Source organism: Streptomyces sp. NPDC102462 (assembly GCF_044765425.1).
Classification (GTDB): domain Bacteria; phylum Actinomycetota; class Actinomycetes; order Streptomycetales; family Streptomycetaceae; genus Streptomyces.
Genome location: NZ_JBIWKB010000066.1, coordinates 1 through 14,475 on the forward strand (window position 1 = coordinate 1; position 14,475 = coordinate 14,475).

Consider the following 14,475-nt stretch of genomic DNA (forward strand, 5'->3'; position numbering starts at 1 on the left):
TAACCGGCCTTCTCGATCGCCTTCGCCAGCACCAGGGAAGTACCGATCGCGTCGGTGCCGTGCAGATCGTCGTCCTCGACATGGACCGCCTTGTCGGCACCCATGGACAGCGCCTTGCGCAGCGCGTCCTTGGCGTCCTCCGGACCCACCGTCAACACGGTGACCTCTACGTCGTCGTCGGAGTTCTCGGAGATCTGCAGCGCCTGTTCGACCGCGTACTCGTCCAGTTCGGAGAGCAGACCGTCCACGTCGTCCCGGTCGACGGTCAGGTCATCGGCGAAGTGCCGGTCGCCCGTGGCGTCAGGCACATACTTCACAGTGACAACGATCCTCAAGCTCACGCCGGCTCTCCTACTGCATCGTCTGTTCTGGGCTGCCTCTTGCAGGCAGCATAGGCGCCTGAAGCGGCCGATCCCGGTCGGGGCGTCCGCGCGCTCCCCACCAGATATTACTCGTCAGTACACTCAGTTCGTTCCCACTGAGCAAGCGCTTTGAACTGTGACCTTCGCAACGCAGCGTAACCGGACCCGGACGCCTTCGCCCAAGGAGCGCAGAGAGGTCAGTCCCTGAGCGCGTTGAAGCCGCCCTGGTGGTACAGGAGGGGGCGGCCGGCCCCGGCGGCATCGCCCCGCTCGACCTGCGCGAGCACGATGCGGTGATCGCCGGCGGGCACTCGCCCCACGACCCGGCAGACGAGCCAGGCGAGCACTCCGCCGAGCACCGGCACGCCCTCGGGACCCTCGCGCCAGACGGTGGCCGGGCCGAACCGGTCGGCACCGCTGCGGGCGAAGGTCGCGGCCAGCTCGTGCTGGTGCTCACCGAGTATGTGGACGCCGACGTGGCCGGTCTCGGATATCGCCGGCCAGCTGGAGGCGCCGGTGCCGATACCCGAAGGAGAGCAGCGGGGGCTCGGCCGACACGGAGGTCAGCGAGGTGGCGGTGAAGCCGACCGGACCGAGGGCCCCGCGGGCGGTGATGACCGCGACTCCGGCGGCGTGCTGCCGGAAGGCGGAGCGCAGCAGATCGGGGGAGGCGAGCCGGGCGGTACCGAGGTCGGGCGTGGCCGTCATGGAGTTGTCCTTCTCGGAAAGGGGACGAGCGGGTCGGTGGCTGCTCAACAGCCCGGACAGCGCGCGCTCGCGGTGCGCGCCAGGTCGATGTGCGCGCGCCCGAAGAGAAGGAGTTCCGTGCCCATGCGGTCAGACTGACGATGGATGGTACGCGCAGTCAAGAACGTCCGAGCACATGGGAGACCTCTCACCGTCACCGGCACGGCCGTCACACCGCCTCTCCCAGCGCCGCGATGACATCGGCCCTGCGCGGCTGCCCGGCGGCCCGCCGCACCACACGGCCGTCCGCGTCGAGGACGAGCACGGTGGGGGTCTTGACGATGCCGAGTTCCCGTACGAGGTCCAGCCGGGACTCCGCGTCTATCTCCAGGTGGACCACGCCGGGAACCATGTCGGCCACCTCGCCGAGGACGCGCCGGGTCGCACGGCAGGGCGCGCAGAAGGCGCTGGAGAACTGCACGAGCGTCGCCCGTTCGCCGAACTCGCCGCCCAGCTCGGCCGCCCCGAGCCGCTTCCCCTCGTCCCGTCCGCGCATCCGCACTCTCCCGCTCCGCCGCCTGTGCAGTACTCCGTAGAGGCTCGCCGCCGCGAGCACCGCCGCGCACACCATCACTCCGGTCATCTCTTGGGCAGCGTTCACGAGACTGCAAAGATTCCCGCCTCCCGTACCTGTCCGGACTGCGGAATGCTTGATCCATGGACATCGACGTGAGGGGGCCGCGCTTCGGGGCGGCCCTGACGGCGGCCGTACTGGCCGTCGTGCTGATCACCGGGAGCGCCTGGCTGCTGGCCTGGCAGACGCTGGCGTTCGCGCTGGGTGCGGCGGGCGGGGTGAACAGGTCGCCGTACGGCCTGCTGTTCCGCCGGGCCGTCCGCCCGCGGATCGGGCCGCCGACCGCGTTCGAGGCGCCCGAACCGCCGCGGTTCGCCCAGGCGGTGGGGCTCGTCTTCGCCGGGCTCGGCCTCGTCGGGTACACGCTGGGCCCCAGTTGGCTGGGGCTCCTGGCCACCGGCGCGGCGCTCGCCGCCGCCTTCCTGAACGCGGTGTTCGGCTACTGCCTGGGGTGCGAGCTGTTTCTGCTGCTGCGGCGCATCGGCGTACGCGCGGAGCGCAGGGGGGCGTGAAAAGCCGAGGTGACCGCTCCGCCGACGTGACGAGAATCTCGCCGCGTCGGGGAACCAGGGCTGGCTCCCCGTCCGTTCTTCGGGCACGATCTGCGAGACGCCGTAAACCTACGGCTGCGTAACTTGTCCGCCGGGAGCGCCTATCCCTGGCAGAGCAGGAAGGGTTCGTCCCACCCATGGCAGAGCTGGTCTACCGTCCCGTCATCGGTTTCGCCAAGACGATGTTCAAGGTCTGGGACCTCAAGATCGACTGCAAGGGTTCGGAGAACATCCCGCGCTCGGGCGGCGCCGTGCTGGTGAGCAATCACATCAGCTATCTGGACTTCATCTTCAACGGGCTGGCGGCCCTGCCGCAGAAGCGGCTCGTGCGCTTCATGGCGAAGGAGTCCGTCTTCCGGCACAAGGTCTCCGGGCCGCTGATGCGCGGGATGAAGCACATCCCGGTGGACCGCGGACAGGGCGAGGCGGCGTACGCGCACGCGCTGGACTCGCTGCGGTCCGGCGAGATCGTCGGGGTGTTCCCGGAGGCCACGATCTCGCAGTCCTTCACGCTGAAGAGCTTCAAGTCGGGCGCCGCGCGCCTCGCCCAGGAGGCGGGCGTCCCGCTGGTTCCGATGGCCGTGTGGGGCACCCAGCGGCTGTGGACCAAGGGCCACCCGCGCAACTTCAGGCGCAGCCATCTGCCGGTCACCGTCCGGGTCGGCGAGCGGATCGAGGCGCCCCGCGACCAGTACGCGGGCGCGATCACGCGCCGGCTGCGCGAGCGGGTCCAGGATCTGCTGGAGGCCGCACAGCGCGCCTACCCGGGCCGCCCGAGGAGCGCCGACGACCACTGGTGGCTACCGGCCCACCTGGGCGGCACGGCCCCCACCCAGGAACAACTACGCGCAGCCGAAGCCCACTGACCCCCGGACAGCAGCGCCCCCAAAGGGGCGCTCCGAGCACTCAACGAACGTCCGCCGCCCAGACGCCCCAAAGGGGCGCGGGGAACTGTGCGACCAGCCACAACGACGCCGCACCCAACAGACAACAGACCACGCCCCACCCAGCGGAGCGCAACGCGGAGCGCAACGCGCTCAGCGAGTCGTGTCGAGGGTGATCAAGGCGCCAGGGCTGAACTTCTCCAGGAGTTCGGCGAGTTCGGCGGCGGCCCGCTCGATCGCGGTGACCGGCATCGGGGCCAGGCCCTCCAGCAGGAAGACACCGGAGTCCGTCCGCTCGGTGAGCCGGGTGCGGGGACCCTGGCGCCAGTTCCAGCGGCGGCAGGTCACGCCCGCGTCGTCGCGCCACACCACCTCGCCCGCGTCCGGGTGCTCGACCACCTCTTCACCCCCGGCGACGGTCACGAAGTCCTCCTCGCCCGTGGCGCGCACGAGCCGCATGGCTCCCTCGATGCGCTCGGCGTCCTCGCCGCCCACGGGGATCAGGTGGGCGACGCTGACGGCGTTGTAGAGGTCGACGAGCAGGTTGATCCGGGGCAGGCCGGACTCGGACAGGGCTCTCCTCGCCAGTGCCTCCGCCGAGTTGCGGGTGCGGGAGGGTTTGGCGCCGAACGCCGTGTACACCTCCCGCCAGGCCGCCATGTGCGGGTCCTCGTGCGGGGCGCGCCCGGCCAGGCGGGCGGCGAGCCGGCGGGCCGCGTCGTCGAGCAGCGCCGAGGTCGCCTCGGTGCTGGGCCCGCCGACGAGGTCGTGCGCCTCGATGGCGACGTGGCGGAAACCGGGCGCGAGGGCGCGCACCTCGTCGGACACGGTGAGCGTGAGAGTCATCTGCCTCGCCTCAGAGTGCGGTGGGGAGGGTTTTCCAGAGGTGGTCCCGGTCGGGCGCGGCCTTCAGGGCACGCAACACAGCCGGGTGAGGTTCAGCATACAGGACCGGGTAGTCCAACTCATTGGACTCGGGATCGGGCGTCCAGGCCAGCCGTTCGCCGTCGAGGGAGAACCGGGCGTCGACGCCGGGTTTGTTGCCGCGCGGGTCCTGCCGGTGCCACGCCCCGTTGAACCGGACGGCGACCAGCCCGTGCACCACGTCGAGCTTCTGGTAGCACAGCGCCGTGGGGATGTCCTCGGCCCGCAGCAGCGCGGCCAGCGCGTGCGCCTTCGCGTAGCAGATGCCGGTGCGCAGCGTGAGGACGTCGGAGGCGCGCCAGGTGACCCGCGGATCGCCGGCGTCGTGGGAGTGCGGAATCGTGTCGCGTACGAACTCGAAGGCGGCTCGCGCATAGGCATACGAGTCCGGGACGTCCGCGGCCAGCCGGGCGGCCGTCTCGCGCACCACCGGGTGGTCATGGTCGATGACCTCGTCCGCGGCCAGATAGGCGGACAGGTCGGGCGTGTTCTGGATCAGCTCCATGCCCGCAGAGCATAGGAATGCGATCACCCGTCAGTCAATGACTTTTCAGGTGACCGCATATCTATGCATAGCCTGGCCGCTCTACTGGTGAGCCATCTCCTCCTTGAGCGCGGCCACGAACGCGTCCACGTCCTCCTCGGTGGTGTCGAAGGCGCACATCCAGCGCACGACGCCCTCCGCCTCGTCCCAGAAGTAGAACCGGAACCGCTTCTGCAGCCGCTCGCCCACCTGGTGCGGCAGCCGGGCGAAGACGCCGTTGGCCTGCACCGGATGGCAGATCTCCACCCCGTGCACCGCGCGCACGCCCTCGGCGAGCCGCTGCGCCATCTCGTTGGCGTGCCGCGCGTTGCGCAGCCACAGGTCCTTGGCGAACAGCGCCTCCAACTGCACCGAGACGAAACGCATCTTGGAGGCGAGCTGCATGGACATCTTGCGCACGTGCTTCATGCGGCGCACCGCGTCCTGGTTGATGACGACGACCGCCTCGCCGAACACGGCACCGTTCTTCGTCCCGCCCAGGGAGAGGATGTCGACGCCTGCGGCATTGGTCAGGGTCCGCATGGGCACGTCCAAAGAGGCCGCCGCGTTGGCCAGCCTGGAGCCGTCCAGGTGCACCGTCATGCCGTGCCCGTGGGCGTGCTCGCAGATCGCGCGGATCTCGCCGGGCGTGTAGACGGTGCCCAGCTCCGTGCTCTGGGTGATCGAGACGGCCTGCGGCATCGCCCGGTGCTCGTCCTCCCAGCCGTACGCCTGCCGGTCGATCAGCTCCGGAGTGAGCTTGCCGTCCGGCGTGGGCACGGTGAGCAGCTTCAGTCCCGCCATCCGCTCGGGGGCGCCGCCCTCGTCGACGTTGATGTGCGCGCTCTCGGCGCAGATCACCGCGCCCCAGCGGTCGGTGACCGCCTGGAGCGCGACGACGTTCGCGCCGGTGCCGTTGAAGACCGGGAATGCCTGCGCCGTGGGCCCGAAGTGGCTGCGGACGATCCGCTGAAGGTTCTCGGTGTAGGCGTCCTCGCCGTAGGCGACCTGGTGACCGCCGTTGGCCAGCGCCAGGGCCGCCAGCACCTCGGGATGCGCCCCGGCGTAGTTGTCACTGGCGAAACCGCGGACCTGCGGGTCGTGATGGCGACGGGCGTCGGTCCTCGGCGGGTTCACGGCTTCTCGGTCAGCCACAGACGGTGTCCGTTCACTTCGGCGGCGGGCTTCCGCCAGATCTCGGCGATGGCCTCGGCCAGGTCCCCGACGTCCGTGAAGCCCGCGAACTTCGCGTTGGGGCGTTCGGCGCGCATCGCCTCGTGCACCAGCGCCTTCACCACCAGGATGACAGCCGCCGCCGTCGGCCCTTCGGCGCCCCCGGTCTTGCGGAAGTAGTCGGCCATGGCCAGCGTCCATGCCTCGGCGGCGGCCTTGGCGGCGGAGTAGGCCGCGTTGCCCGCGGTGGGCCTGCTGGCACCGGCGGCGCTGATCAGTACGTACCGGCCGCGCTCGCTGCGCTGCAGCGCCTCGTGGAAGGCGAGCGAGGTGTGCTGCACGGTGCGGATGAGCAGCAGTTCGAGGAAGTCCCAGTCGTCGAGGCTGGTCTTGGTGAAGGTCTCGCTGCCGCGCCAGCCGCCGACGAGGTGCACGAGTCCGTCGACCCGGCCGAAGTCCTTCTCGATGTGGGTGGCCCAGTCGCGGGTGGACTGCAGGTCGAGCAGGTCCACCGTGTCGCCGATGACCCTGGCGCCGCCGGAGGCGTAGCGGGCCGCGTCCACGGCCTCCGAAAGCCGCTCCGGGTCGTTGTCCGCTCCGACGACCGTCGCCCCCGCCTCGGCGAGCCTGCGCAGCGCCGCACGGCCGGCGGGTCCGCCCGCGCCCGCCACCGCGATGACCGCGCCGCTCAGTTCCCCGTTGCCGTTCCCCATCTTCGCCTCCTGAGCCTGCCGGGCCTCTACGGTACGGTCGCTCACGCGGCGACCCGCTCGGCGCCGTCCCCCGTGATGCCCCGGGTCGAGGCGATCACGTTCTTCAGCTTCTTGGACAACGCCTCATAGAACATGCTCAGCGGAAACTCGTCCGGAAGCACGTCGTCCACGAGTTTGCGCGGCGGCAGGGTCAGATCGAGGGCGTCCGGGCCCTTGGCCCACTTGGAGCCCGGGTGCGGGGCGAGGTAGGCGGAGACGAGTTCGTAGCCGGCGAACCAGTGGACGAGCTTGGGGCGGTCGATGCCGTCGCGGTAGAGCTTCTCGATCTCGGCGCACAGCTGGTTGGTGACCTGCGGGGCGCGCTCCCAGTCGATGGAGAGCTTGTTGTCGGTCCAGCGGACGACGTCGTGCTTGTGCAGGTAGGCGAAGAGGAGCTGGCCGCCGAGGCCGTCGTAGTTGCGCACGCGCTCGCCGGTGACCGGGAAGCGGAACATGCGGTCGAAGAGCACCGCGTACTGCACGTCCCGGGCCTGTGCGACGCCGTCGGTCGTGAGCTTCACGGCCTCCTTGAAGGCGGTGAGATCGCAGCGCAGCTCTTCGAGGCCGTACATCCAGAACGGCTGCCGCTGCTTGATCATGAACGGGTCGAACGGCAGGTCGCCGTGGCTGTGGGTGCGGTCGTGCACCATGTCCCACAGCACGAAGGCCTCCTCGCAGCGCTTTTGGTCGTGGACCATCGCGGCGATGTCCGCGGGCAGTTCGAGGCCCAGCAGGTCGACGGCCGCCGCGGTCACGCGGCGGAAGCGTGCGGCCTCCCGGTCGCAGAAGATGCCGCCCCAGGAGAACCGTTCCGGCGCCTCGCGCACGGCGATGGTCTCCGGGAACAGGACGGCCGAGTTGGTGTCGTAGCCCGCGGTGAAGTCCTCGAAGGTGATGCCGCAGAACAGGGGGTTGTCGTAACGGGTGCGCTCCAGTTCGGCCAGCCAGTCGGGCCAGACCATGCGCAGCACGACCGCCTCCAGGTTGCGGTCGGGGTTGCCGTTCTGCGTGTACATCGGGAAGACGACCAGGTGCTGGAGGCCGTCGGCGCGCTGTGCGGCGGGCTGGAAGGCCAGCAGCGAGTCGAGGAAGTCGGGCACCCGGAAGCCGTCGTCGGCCCAGCGGCGCAGGTCCTGGACGAGCGCACGGTGGTAGGCGGCGTCGTGCGGCAGCAGCGGGGACAGCTGCTCGACGGCGCCGATGACGCCGCGCACGGCCGCCGCGGCGTCGGCCGGGTCCGGGGCGCCCTCCGCGTCGAAGTCGATCGACCCGTCCTTGGACTGCCAGGGCCGGATCCGCTCCACGGCATCCTTGAGCACGGGCCACGCCGGGTGCTCGACCACCCTGGGCGCCGCAGAAACCTGCTCCCCCACACCCGCCTGCACAAGAATTTCCGTCATGTCCCATCCTCCACGAAAGAACCTCGCGTATGGACACCGTATGCATGGGCGGTTTCCCCTAGCAAGAGGATCATCGGGAAATTATCCTGCGGCACCTCGTCGTCACCGGCGTTTTTCCTGCTTCGAACCGTGCTGACGCCCGCTTCCGCTTCACGCGGCGGTTCCGCGCACGGGTGCGGAGTCGATGGCGCGGGGGCGCGGTGCGGGGGCGCGGAGGCGTGGTGCAGGGGTCCTGCGGGTCAACCGCGTGGTGGACGCGCCCACGCGAGGGTGACGGCCACCCGGGGGTACGGGCCGGGAACCGCGCCGCCCGTCACCCCGATCCCCCGTGTACGCGCGGGTTCAACGGCAGACCCGGCGGTTAGGCTGCGATTCCGCCCGCGTGGACGACGGCGTCCGTCCGGTCCGCGCGTGTGCCGAGCCGCCGTCGACGGAAAGCGAGTCGAACCTTGAACCTCCTTACCATCGGTCACCGCGGAGTCATGGGTGTCGAGCCCGAGAACACCCTCCGTTCCTTCGTCGCCGCCCAGCAGGCCGGCCTCGACGCCATCGAACTCGATCTGCACCTGAGCAAGGACGGTGCCCTCGTCGTCATGCACGACGCGGAGGTGGACCGCACGACCGACGGCACCGGCCCGATCGCCGAGAAGACCCTCGCCGAGCTGCGCACGCTCGACGCGGGCCGGGGCGAGCGCGTCCCGGTGTTCGAGGAGGTCCTGGACGCCGTGAAGGCGCCCCTGCAGGCCGAGATCAAGGACGTGGCGGCGGCCCGCGCGCTGGCCGACGTGTTGCTCCGGCGGGACCTGGCCCGCCGGGTGGAGGTCTCCTCGTTCCACGACGAGGCGATCACCGAGATCGCACGGCTGGTGCCGGGCGTGCGCACCGCGCTGATCGCCGGCCGTTACGGCACGGACGTCGTGGCCCGCGCCGTCGACGCCGGTGCCGCGACGGTGTGCCTCGACATCCGGCGGCTCACCCTGGAAGTCGTGGAACACGCCCGCAGGGCGGACCTCAGGATCATCGGCTGGGTGGTCAACACCCAGGAACACCTGCGGCTGGTGCGGGCCCTGGAATTGGACGGCGCGACGACGGACTACCCCCAGATCAAGCGCACCGGCCGGTTCACGGCGTGAGCGTCAGCCGAGTTCCTTGACCAGCAGCTCGAACCGCAGGTCGTCGCGGAGCGGGACGCCGAAGCGCTCGTCGCCGTACGGGAACGGCGTCATCCGTCCCGTACGGCGGTAGCCGCGGCGCTCGTACCAGGCGATCAGATCCTCGCGCACGGAGATCACCGTCATGTGCATCTCCGTGACGGCCCAGGTCTCGCGGGCCTGCCGCTCCGCCTCCGCGAGGACCAGTCTGCCAAGGCCCGCTCCCTGCTGTCCGGGGCTGACCGCGAACATCCCGAAGTAGGCGTGGTCGCCGCGGTGTTCGAGCTGGCAGCAGGCGACAGCCCGGCCCTCGCGCCACACCGTCAGCAACCTGCTGTCGGGCGACTTGATCACGTCCAGCACGCCCTCGGGGTCGGTGCGCTGACCCGCCAGGATGTCCGCCTCGGTGGTCCACCCGGCCCGGCTGGCCTCGCCGCGGTACGCCGATTCGATCAGCGCGACCAGTACGTCGACATCGGCGTCGGTGGCGTCGCGGAAGGTGAGTCCGGTGGCGGCGGTGTCCATGGGCAGGGGTCTCCGATCTGGGACGCGGCACGGCTCGCACGAGGGTAACCCCGCCACGAGACCCCGTCGCCGGCCCCCCGTCGTCCGCCCGATGCCGGTCCCCGCGGCGTCAGTCATCGCCGCTGCCTGCGGCCCGGTCGCCGGCACCGTCGCCGCGCCCGCCACGCGTCGCCGGTTCCGCCCGCCACGCCACGCGTCGCCGGTTCCGCCCGCCACGCCACGCGTCGCCGGTTCCGCTCGACGCGCGGGTGGTGTGCGTCGCGTCGCGGGCGGGGAGCCCGCGGCAGGGCCTAGGGTGCGGGCGCATGGTGCATGTACTGAGCAGTCGGACGCTTCTGCGGCCCACCGACCCCGAGCGTTCCCGGGTCTTCTACGGCGAACAGCTGGCGCTCGCCGTCTACCGCGAGTTCGGCACGGGTCCGGAGCGCGGGACGGTCTACTTCCTCGGCGGCGGCTTCCTGGAGGTGTCCGGGCGGTCCGACACCCCGCCCTCCCCGGCGCTGCAGCTGTGGCTCCAGGTCGAGGACGCGGCGGCGGCGCACGCGGAGCTGCGCGCGAAGGGCGTGGAGATCGTCCGCCCGCCGGTGCGGGAGCCGTGGGGCCTGATCGAGACGTGGATCGCCGACCCGGACGGCGTCCCCATCGTCCTGGTCCAGGTACCCGCGGACCACCCCCTGCGGTACCGACCGGGGATCTGAGCAGGCCCAGTGAGGTCCGCTGCGGTCAAAGCGCCCCGCAGGGGCGCGGGGAACTGCGCGACCAGCCACAACGGAGCCGCAGACGACCGACGGCACATCGCGGCATTCCCAGCGGAGCGAGCCGCGGTGACCGGGTGTTCAGGCGCGCAGGGCGCCCATGCGGCCCTCCAGACGGCTCAGCAACTCGGCGAGCAGTCCGGCCAGTTCGCCCTGCCCCTCGGGCGCGAGGACGGACAGGACGGCCGTCTCGTAGGCGAGTTGTTCCGGCAGGATGCCGTCGACCAGGGCCCGTCCGGAGTCGGTGAGGCGGACATGGGCGACGCGGCGGTCACGGGTGTCGCCGCGCCGCTCGACCAGGCCGCGTTCGGTCAGCTGCTTGAGGCGTTTGGTGACGGCGGCGCCCGAGGAGAAGGTCTCCCGGGCCAGCTCGCTCGGGGTCAGCTCGTGCCCGGTGCGGCGCAACGCGCCGAGCAGGTCGAACTCGGGGCGGCTGAGGCCGGCCCGGCGCAGGGGCGCGTCCTCGGCCTGCTGGAGCAGGGCGGCGCAGCGGTTGATGCGGCCGATCACCTCCATGGGTCCGGTGTCCAGGTCGGGATGGACGGTCCGCCACTGCCGGACGACCGCGGCGACCGTGTCGCCGCCGGCCGCGTTGCTGCCGCCCGCCGTGTCGTACCCGGCCGCGGGTCGTCCGTTGGTCGCCGTCATGACCGTCCGTCCTCCGTTGTCGCTGTCGTGCCGGTCCGCGGCACCGCGCCCGGCTGCCCGGCCGTCCGCTCGGCGCTCGGGCCGGCCCCGGCGTGCGGCCCCTGGTGCCGTACCGTCGCGGCGAGCGTACGGTGTCCCGACCGCTCGGCGAGCACGACCCGCTCCTGGGGCAGGGCCCGCTGCCACCACTCGCCGGACGCGGCGTCCACCGTGGCCCGCAGGTCGGCGAGGGCGGCGGCGAGCGCGTGCCGGGCGGTCTCCAGGTCGCGGGGCGCGGGCCGTGGCTCGGCGAGCAGCCGCGCGGCGCGTTCCCTGGCCCGCTCGACGGCCGTCAGCGCGTGCTCGACGCGGTCGCCGGCACGGCGGTTGGTGACGACGACGGCCGCCGCGAATCCGACCAGGGCGCCGACGAGGGTGTCAAGGACCCGGTCGGTGATCAGTTCCGCGGAGTCCTGGGTCCGGGCGAACTCGGTGATGAGCAGCGCCATCGGAGTGACGCAGACGCTGCCGAGCCAGTAGTTGCGGCCCATCAGTGCCTCGGCGCCGAAGTTGCAGGCGAGGCAGCACAGCACCAGGGCCAGCGGGTGCAGGTGCGCGACGGGCACGACCGCGGCGAAGACCAGGACACCGACGAGGTTGCCGACGACGCGCTGGACGCCGCGCCGCCAGGTGAGGGCGAGATTGGCCTGGTAGAGGGAGGCCGCGGTGACCAGGGCCCAGTAGGGGCGGCCGACACCGAGGGCGAGGGAGGCGTAGCCGGCGAGGGCGCAGCCGAGGGCGGTGCGGACGGCGAGCGGGACGAGCGGGGCGAGCCTGCGGCGCAGCGGGCGGTGCGGGGCGGCGCTCTCGGCGGCCACGCCGAGCAGTTTCTCTTCGCCCGCCGCCGACAGGCCGGCCCGCGGCACGCGCCCGGTGCCGCGCAGCGCGCGGGCCCAGGCGCGCAGCTGGTCCGGGTCGGCGTCCGCGGGTGCGGCGAGCGCGACCTCGGCGCGGACGACGAGGCCTTCCAGGGCGCGCCGGGTGCGGTCGGCGCGGGCCCCGGTGGACAGCAGCGACTGCCAGGCGCTCCGCACGGCGGCGGCCGCCGCGGCCCTGGCCGCCGTATGACCGTCGCCGGTGCCGCGGGTGGCGGCGTAGCCGGCGGCGGTGTGCAGGGCGTGGGCGGTGGCGCGCCGCTCGGGGCCGTGCGGGCGCAGCAGTCCCGGTGCCATGCCGACCAGCCAGGCCAGGGCGCCCGCGGCAAGCGCCAGGCCGACGTGGCCGGGGACCTGGCCGAGGGTCTGCGGGGCGAACAGCGAGGCGGAGCTGATGAAGGTCGGGATCACGTTCCCCGGGGGGCCGATGCGGGTCGCGTCGCAGAACGTCTTCTGCACCGCGGCCAGCAGCGCGCCGACGGTGACGAGGACCACCGGGTCGGTGGTCAGGGAGGCGGCGACGAGGGCGACCGCGAGGCCGCCGGTCATGCCGAGCACCACCCAGGCCAGGGCCCGGGCGCGGGCGGCGTAGGGGCGGTTGTGGGCGTAGAGCGCGCACAGGGACCCGGCCATCGTGTACATGGCCAGGTCGAGGCGGCCGAGCGCGAGCAGGGTCAGGTTCGGCGGGCCGGCCGCGGCGACCGCGCTGAGCGCGGGCTTGAACCAGATGTCGGACGGCCGGCCGAGGCGCAGCACCCCGGCGAGGGGAAGTCGGGTGGGGGTCGCACTGCTCATCCCACTAACTTAGCATGTGTTTTACTCGTAAATCATATGCGCTTCCGGAGGACCGCCCCGCCTCACCTGCTGTGCTCTGCCGAATGCTCCCCGTGTACGCCTTTGCGCTTGCGTGCGCGCCTCGTGCCGGGGGCATCGCACCCTCGACGGCGCGGCGAGCGCCGGACGGGGACCGGGAACGGGGAGGCGCGTGTGCACGGACCGGCTTCACCGGGCTGGCTGCTGGTCGCGCTGTGCGCGCTCACCGGCGCCTACTGCCTGCTGCGGATGCGCAGCGCCGTGCCGGAACAGCGGCGCTCGGCGGGCGGCGAAGCGCTCATGGGCTTCGGCATGGCGGCGATGGCCGTGCCCGCCACGGTGTTCACCCCTCCCTCCTGGGCGTGGCCCGGGTACGCGGCGGTGTTCGGCGCGGCCGGGCTGCGCGCCCTGTGGGCGGCGCGCGACAGACCGCACCATCTGCACCATGCCGTGGGCGCCGCCGCGATGGTCTACATGGCGGCCGTGATGGCCACCGCCCCCGGCTCCGCCCACCACGCGCACGGCGGCGGGGTCCCCCTGGTGACCGGGCCGCTGCTCCTCTACTTCACCGGCTATGTGCTGCTGTCGGGCGTGCGCCTGGTCCCGGTCGCCGCGGCGGCGGGCGGCGGCCCCGGCTGGGGCGACCGCCCGGAACTGGCGCTGGCCTGCCGGTTGTCGATGGCCATCGGCATGGTGGCGATGCTGCTGACGCTCTGACCCGGAACCCGGAGCGCGCCCCGACGCCGGGGCGGAGACGTTGCCTGCGTCACTTTGCGGCGGCGGACCGTACCCCTGAGCGGCCCGCCGCTCATAGGCTGCTGACCATGATGGTCCCCGCGGCACTGCTGCTGCTCGGCGCGCTGACCGCCGTCGTCGCCCCCCGGCTGCTCGCGCGGGCCGACTGGCCGGACCGGGAACCGGTGGTCGCCCTGTGGGTGTGGCAGTGCGTCGTGGCGGCCGTACTGCTGTGCTGCGTCCTGTCGATGACGCTGAGCGCGGCCGCCGCCTGGCAGGCGGTCCGCGGGCATGTCTTCGCCCCGGCACCGCGCGCCGTCGTCGACGCCTACGCCCTCGGCGCGGCCGGCCCCTGGGCGGCGGCGACCGCGGTGACGCTGGCCTGCGCGGGCCTGTGGAGCGGCGCGATGCTGGTCCGCGAGGTGCTGCGGGCCCGGGCGCGGCGGCGCCGGCGCCGGGCCGAACTCCTCGTGCGCTCCCCGCTGTTGCCCGGCGAGGAACCGGCGGGCGGCCGGCTCGTCGTCCTGGAGGGCGAGCGGCCCGACGCCTGGTGGCTGCCCGGCGCGGCACCGCAACTCGTCGTCACCACGGCCGCGTTGCGCCGTCTGAAGGGGCGGCAACTGGATGCCGTGCTCGCCCACGAGCAGGGTCACGCCACGGCCCGGCACGACTGGCTGCTGCACTGCTCGGACGCGCTCGCGGACGGTTTCCCGCAGGTGCCGGTGTTCGCCGCGTTCCGCGACGAGATGCACCGGCTGGTCGAACTGGCCGCCGACGACATGGCATCGCGTCGCTTCGGCCGGCTCACCACGGCGCTGGCCCTCGTCGAACTCAACGAGGACCGCGGGGTGTTCGGCCCCGGCCCCGCCGCACAGGCCCATGTCCCGCAGCGCGTGCACCGGTTGCTTTCGCCCCCGGACCGGCTCACCGCGATGCGCCGGCTGCGCCTGACCGCCGCGGCGGCGCTGGTGCCGGTGATCCCGGTGCTGGTGACGCTGGTGCCGGGGCTGCGGGCGCTTCGCTGACCCGGTCCGCCCGACCGCG

The 14,475-nt window shown here is 72.4% G+C and carries 16 protein-coding genes and 1 pseudogene; 6 read left to right on the plus strand and 11 right to left on the minus strand.

Going from position 1 to position 14,475, the window contains the following annotated elements:
- The 3 genes and pseudogenes from ACIRFL_RS36615 to ACIRFL_RS36625 form a co-directional block, all read right to left on the minus strand.
- A partial coding sequence (locus ACIRFL_RS36615; protein ID WP_404037714.1) for an electron transfer flavoprotein subunit beta/FixA family protein occupies positions 1–341 on the minus strand: 341 nt, incomplete at its 3' end.
- 218 nt (positions 342–559) lie between these two features.
- Positions 560–1,070 (minus strand): annotated as a pseudogene (locus ACIRFL_RS36620) (flavin reductase family protein).
- Positions 1,071–1,278: 208 nt separating this feature from the next.
- Positions 1,279–1,692 (minus strand): TlpA family protein disulfide reductase, encoded by a 414-nt coding sequence (locus ACIRFL_RS36625; protein ID WP_404037833.1) that lies wholly within the window; start codon positions 1,690–1,692, stop codon positions 1,279–1,281.
- Positions 1,693–1,766: 74 nt separating this feature from the next.
- Between ACIRFL_RS36625 and ACIRFL_RS36630 the strand changes: the two genes are divergently transcribed.
- Positions 1,767–2,195 carry a DUF4395 domain-containing protein gene (locus ACIRFL_RS36630; RefSeq protein ID WP_404037717.1) on the plus strand — a complete coding sequence of 143 codons (429 nt, stop codon included), beginning with the start codon at positions 1,767–1,769 and terminating at the stop codon, positions 2,193–2,195.
- Between the two features lie 176 nt (positions 2,196–2,371).
- Positions 2,372–3,100, plus strand: coding sequence for a lysophospholipid acyltransferase family protein (locus tag ACIRFL_RS36635; protein WP_404037720.1), 729 nt, complete (start codon positions 2,372–2,374; stop codon positions 3,098–3,100).
- Between the two features lie 171 nt (positions 3,101–3,271).
- Here ACIRFL_RS36635 and ACIRFL_RS36640 read toward each other — a convergent pair whose 3' ends face one another.
- The 5 genes from ACIRFL_RS36640 to ACIRFL_RS36660 all read right to left on the minus strand — a co-directional run bounded on the left by ACIRFL_RS36640 (position 3,272) and on the right by ACIRFL_RS36660 (position 7,890).
- On the minus strand, positions 3,272–3,964 hold the full coding sequence (locus ACIRFL_RS36640; protein WP_404037723.1) for a B3/4 domain-containing protein: 693 nt from the start codon (positions 3,962–3,964) through the stop codon (positions 3,272–3,274).
- Between the two features lie 10 nt (positions 3,965–3,974).
- Entirely contained in the window at positions 3,975–4,547 is a 573-nt protein-coding gene (locus ACIRFL_RS36645) for a transglutaminase domain-containing protein (protein ID WP_404037725.1), read from the minus strand.
- 81 nt (positions 4,548–4,628) lie between these two features.
- Positions 4,629–5,702 carry a threonine aldolase family protein gene (locus ACIRFL_RS36650; protein ID WP_404037836.1) on the minus strand — a complete coding sequence of 358 codons (1,074 nt, stop codon included), beginning with the start codon at positions 5,700–5,702 and terminating at the stop codon, positions 4,629–4,631.
- Positions 5,699–6,451 (minus strand): SDR family NAD(P)-dependent oxidoreductase, encoded by a 753-nt coding sequence (locus ACIRFL_RS36655; protein WP_404037839.1) that lies wholly within the window; start codon positions 6,449–6,451, stop codon positions 5,699–5,701. Before ACIRFL_RS36655 ends, ACIRFL_RS36650 begins: the two co-directional genes overlap by 4 nt.
- 41 nt (positions 6,452–6,492) lie before the next feature.
- On the minus strand, positions 6,493–7,890 hold the full coding sequence (locus ACIRFL_RS36660; RefSeq protein ID WP_404037728.1) for a DUF6421 family protein: 1,398 nt from the start codon (positions 7,888–7,890) through the stop codon (positions 6,493–6,495).
- A gap of 449 nt (positions 7,891–8,339) precedes the next feature.
- Between ACIRFL_RS36660 and ACIRFL_RS36665 the strand changes: the two genes are divergently transcribed.
- Positions 8,340–9,023, plus strand: a complete 684-nt coding sequence (locus ACIRFL_RS36665; protein ID WP_404037731.1) for a glycerophosphodiester phosphodiesterase — start codon at positions 8,340–8,342, stop codon at positions 9,021–9,023.
- A 3-nt stretch (positions 9,024–9,026) separates the two neighbouring features.
- On the opposite strand, the gene ACIRFL_RS36670 is transcribed toward ACIRFL_RS36665, so the two are convergent.
- On the minus strand, positions 9,027–9,566 hold the full coding sequence (locus ACIRFL_RS36670; RefSeq protein WP_404037734.1) for a GNAT family N-acetyltransferase: 540 nt from the start codon (positions 9,564–9,566) through the stop codon (positions 9,027–9,029).
- Between the two features lie 305 nt (positions 9,567–9,871).
- Here ACIRFL_RS36670 and ACIRFL_RS36675 point away from each other — a divergent pair, with 305 nt between their 5' ends.
- On the plus strand, positions 9,872–10,264 hold the full coding sequence (locus ACIRFL_RS36675) for a VOC family protein (protein WP_404037736.1): 393 nt from the start codon (positions 9,872–9,874) through the stop codon (positions 10,262–10,264).
- Between the two features lie 138 nt (positions 10,265–10,402).
- Here the strand turns inward: ACIRFL_RS36675 and ACIRFL_RS36680 are convergent, their stop codons facing one another.
- Together ACIRFL_RS36680 and ACIRFL_RS36685 are read right to left on the minus strand one after the other, a co-directional pair.
- On the minus strand, positions 10,403–10,969 hold the full coding sequence (locus tag ACIRFL_RS36680; RefSeq protein ID WP_404037739.1) for a MarR family winged helix-turn-helix transcriptional regulator: 567 nt from the start codon (positions 10,967–10,969) through the stop codon (positions 10,403–10,405).
- A complete protein-coding gene (locus ACIRFL_RS36685) occupies positions 10,966–12,678 on the minus strand; it encodes an FUSC family protein (RefSeq protein WP_404037742.1) in 1,713 nt (570 codons plus the stop codon). The genes ACIRFL_RS36680 and ACIRFL_RS36685 overlap by 4 nt, the downstream gene beginning before the upstream one ends.
- 192 nt (positions 12,679–12,870) lie before the next feature.
- Between ACIRFL_RS36685 and ACIRFL_RS36690 the strand changes: the two genes are divergently transcribed.
- Together ACIRFL_RS36690 and ACIRFL_RS36695 are read left to right on the plus strand one after the other, a co-directional pair.
- Positions 12,871–13,413, plus strand: coding sequence for a DUF5134 domain-containing protein (locus ACIRFL_RS36690; RefSeq protein WP_404037745.1), 543 nt, complete (start codon positions 12,871–12,873; stop codon positions 13,411–13,413).
- A 107-nt stretch (positions 13,414–13,520) separates the two neighbouring features.
- Positions 13,521–14,456 (plus strand): M56 family metallopeptidase, encoded by a 936-nt coding sequence (locus ACIRFL_RS36695; protein WP_404037747.1) that lies wholly within the window; start codon positions 13,521–13,523, stop codon positions 14,454–14,456.
- Positions 14,457–14,475 lie beyond the last annotated feature (19 nt).

What these genes read in the sequence shown, in the direction of transcription:
- ACIRFL_RS36655 (WP_404037839.1), bottom strand. Translation starts at nt 6,451, where the DNA reads ATGGGGAACGGCAACGGGGAACTGAGCGGCGCGGTCATCGCGGTGGCG.
- ACIRFL_RS36660 (WP_404037728.1), bottom strand. Translation starts at nt 7,890, where the DNA reads ATGACGGAAATTCTTGTGCAGGCGGGTGTGGGGGAGCAGGTTTCTGCG.
- ACIRFL_RS36625 (WP_404037833.1), bottom strand. Translation starts at nt 1,692, where the DNA reads ATGACCGGAGTGATGGTGTGCGCGGCGGTGCTCGCGGCGGCGAGCCTC.
- ACIRFL_RS36635 (WP_404037720.1), top strand. Translation starts at nt 2,372, where the DNA reads ATGGCAGAGCTGGTCTACCGTCCCGTCATCGGTTTCGCCAAGACGATG.
- ACIRFL_RS36645 (WP_404037725.1), bottom strand. Translation starts at nt 4,547, where the DNA reads ATGGAGCTGATCCAGAACACGCCCGACCTGTCCGCCTATCTGGCCGCG.
- ACIRFL_RS36680 (WP_404037739.1), bottom strand. Translation starts at nt 10,969, where the DNA reads ATGACGGCGACCAACGGACGACCCGCGGCCGGGTACGACACGGCGGGC.
- ACIRFL_RS36685 (WP_404037742.1), bottom strand. Translation starts at nt 12,678, where the DNA reads ATGAGCAGTGCGACCCCCACCCGACTTCCCCTCGCCGGGGTGCTGCGC.
- ACIRFL_RS36695 (WP_404037747.1), top strand. Translation starts at nt 13,521, where the DNA reads ATGATGGTCCCCGCGGCACTGCTGCTGCTCGGCGCGCTGACCGCCGTC.
- ACIRFL_RS36675 (WP_404037736.1), top strand. Translation starts at nt 9,872, where the DNA reads ATGGTGCATGTACTGAGCAGTCGGACGCTTCTGCGGCCCACCGACCCC.
- ACIRFL_RS36630 (WP_404037717.1), top strand. Translation starts at nt 1,767, where the DNA reads ATGGACATCGACGTGAGGGGGCCGCGCTTCGGGGCGGCCCTGACGGCG.
- ACIRFL_RS36670 (WP_404037734.1), bottom strand. Translation starts at nt 9,566, where the DNA reads ATGGACACCGCCGCCACCGGACTCACCTTCCGCGACGCCACCGACGCC.
- ACIRFL_RS36640 (WP_404037723.1), bottom strand. Translation starts at nt 3,964, where the DNA reads ATGACTCTCACGCTCACCGTGTCCGACGAGGTGCGCGCCCTCGCGCCC.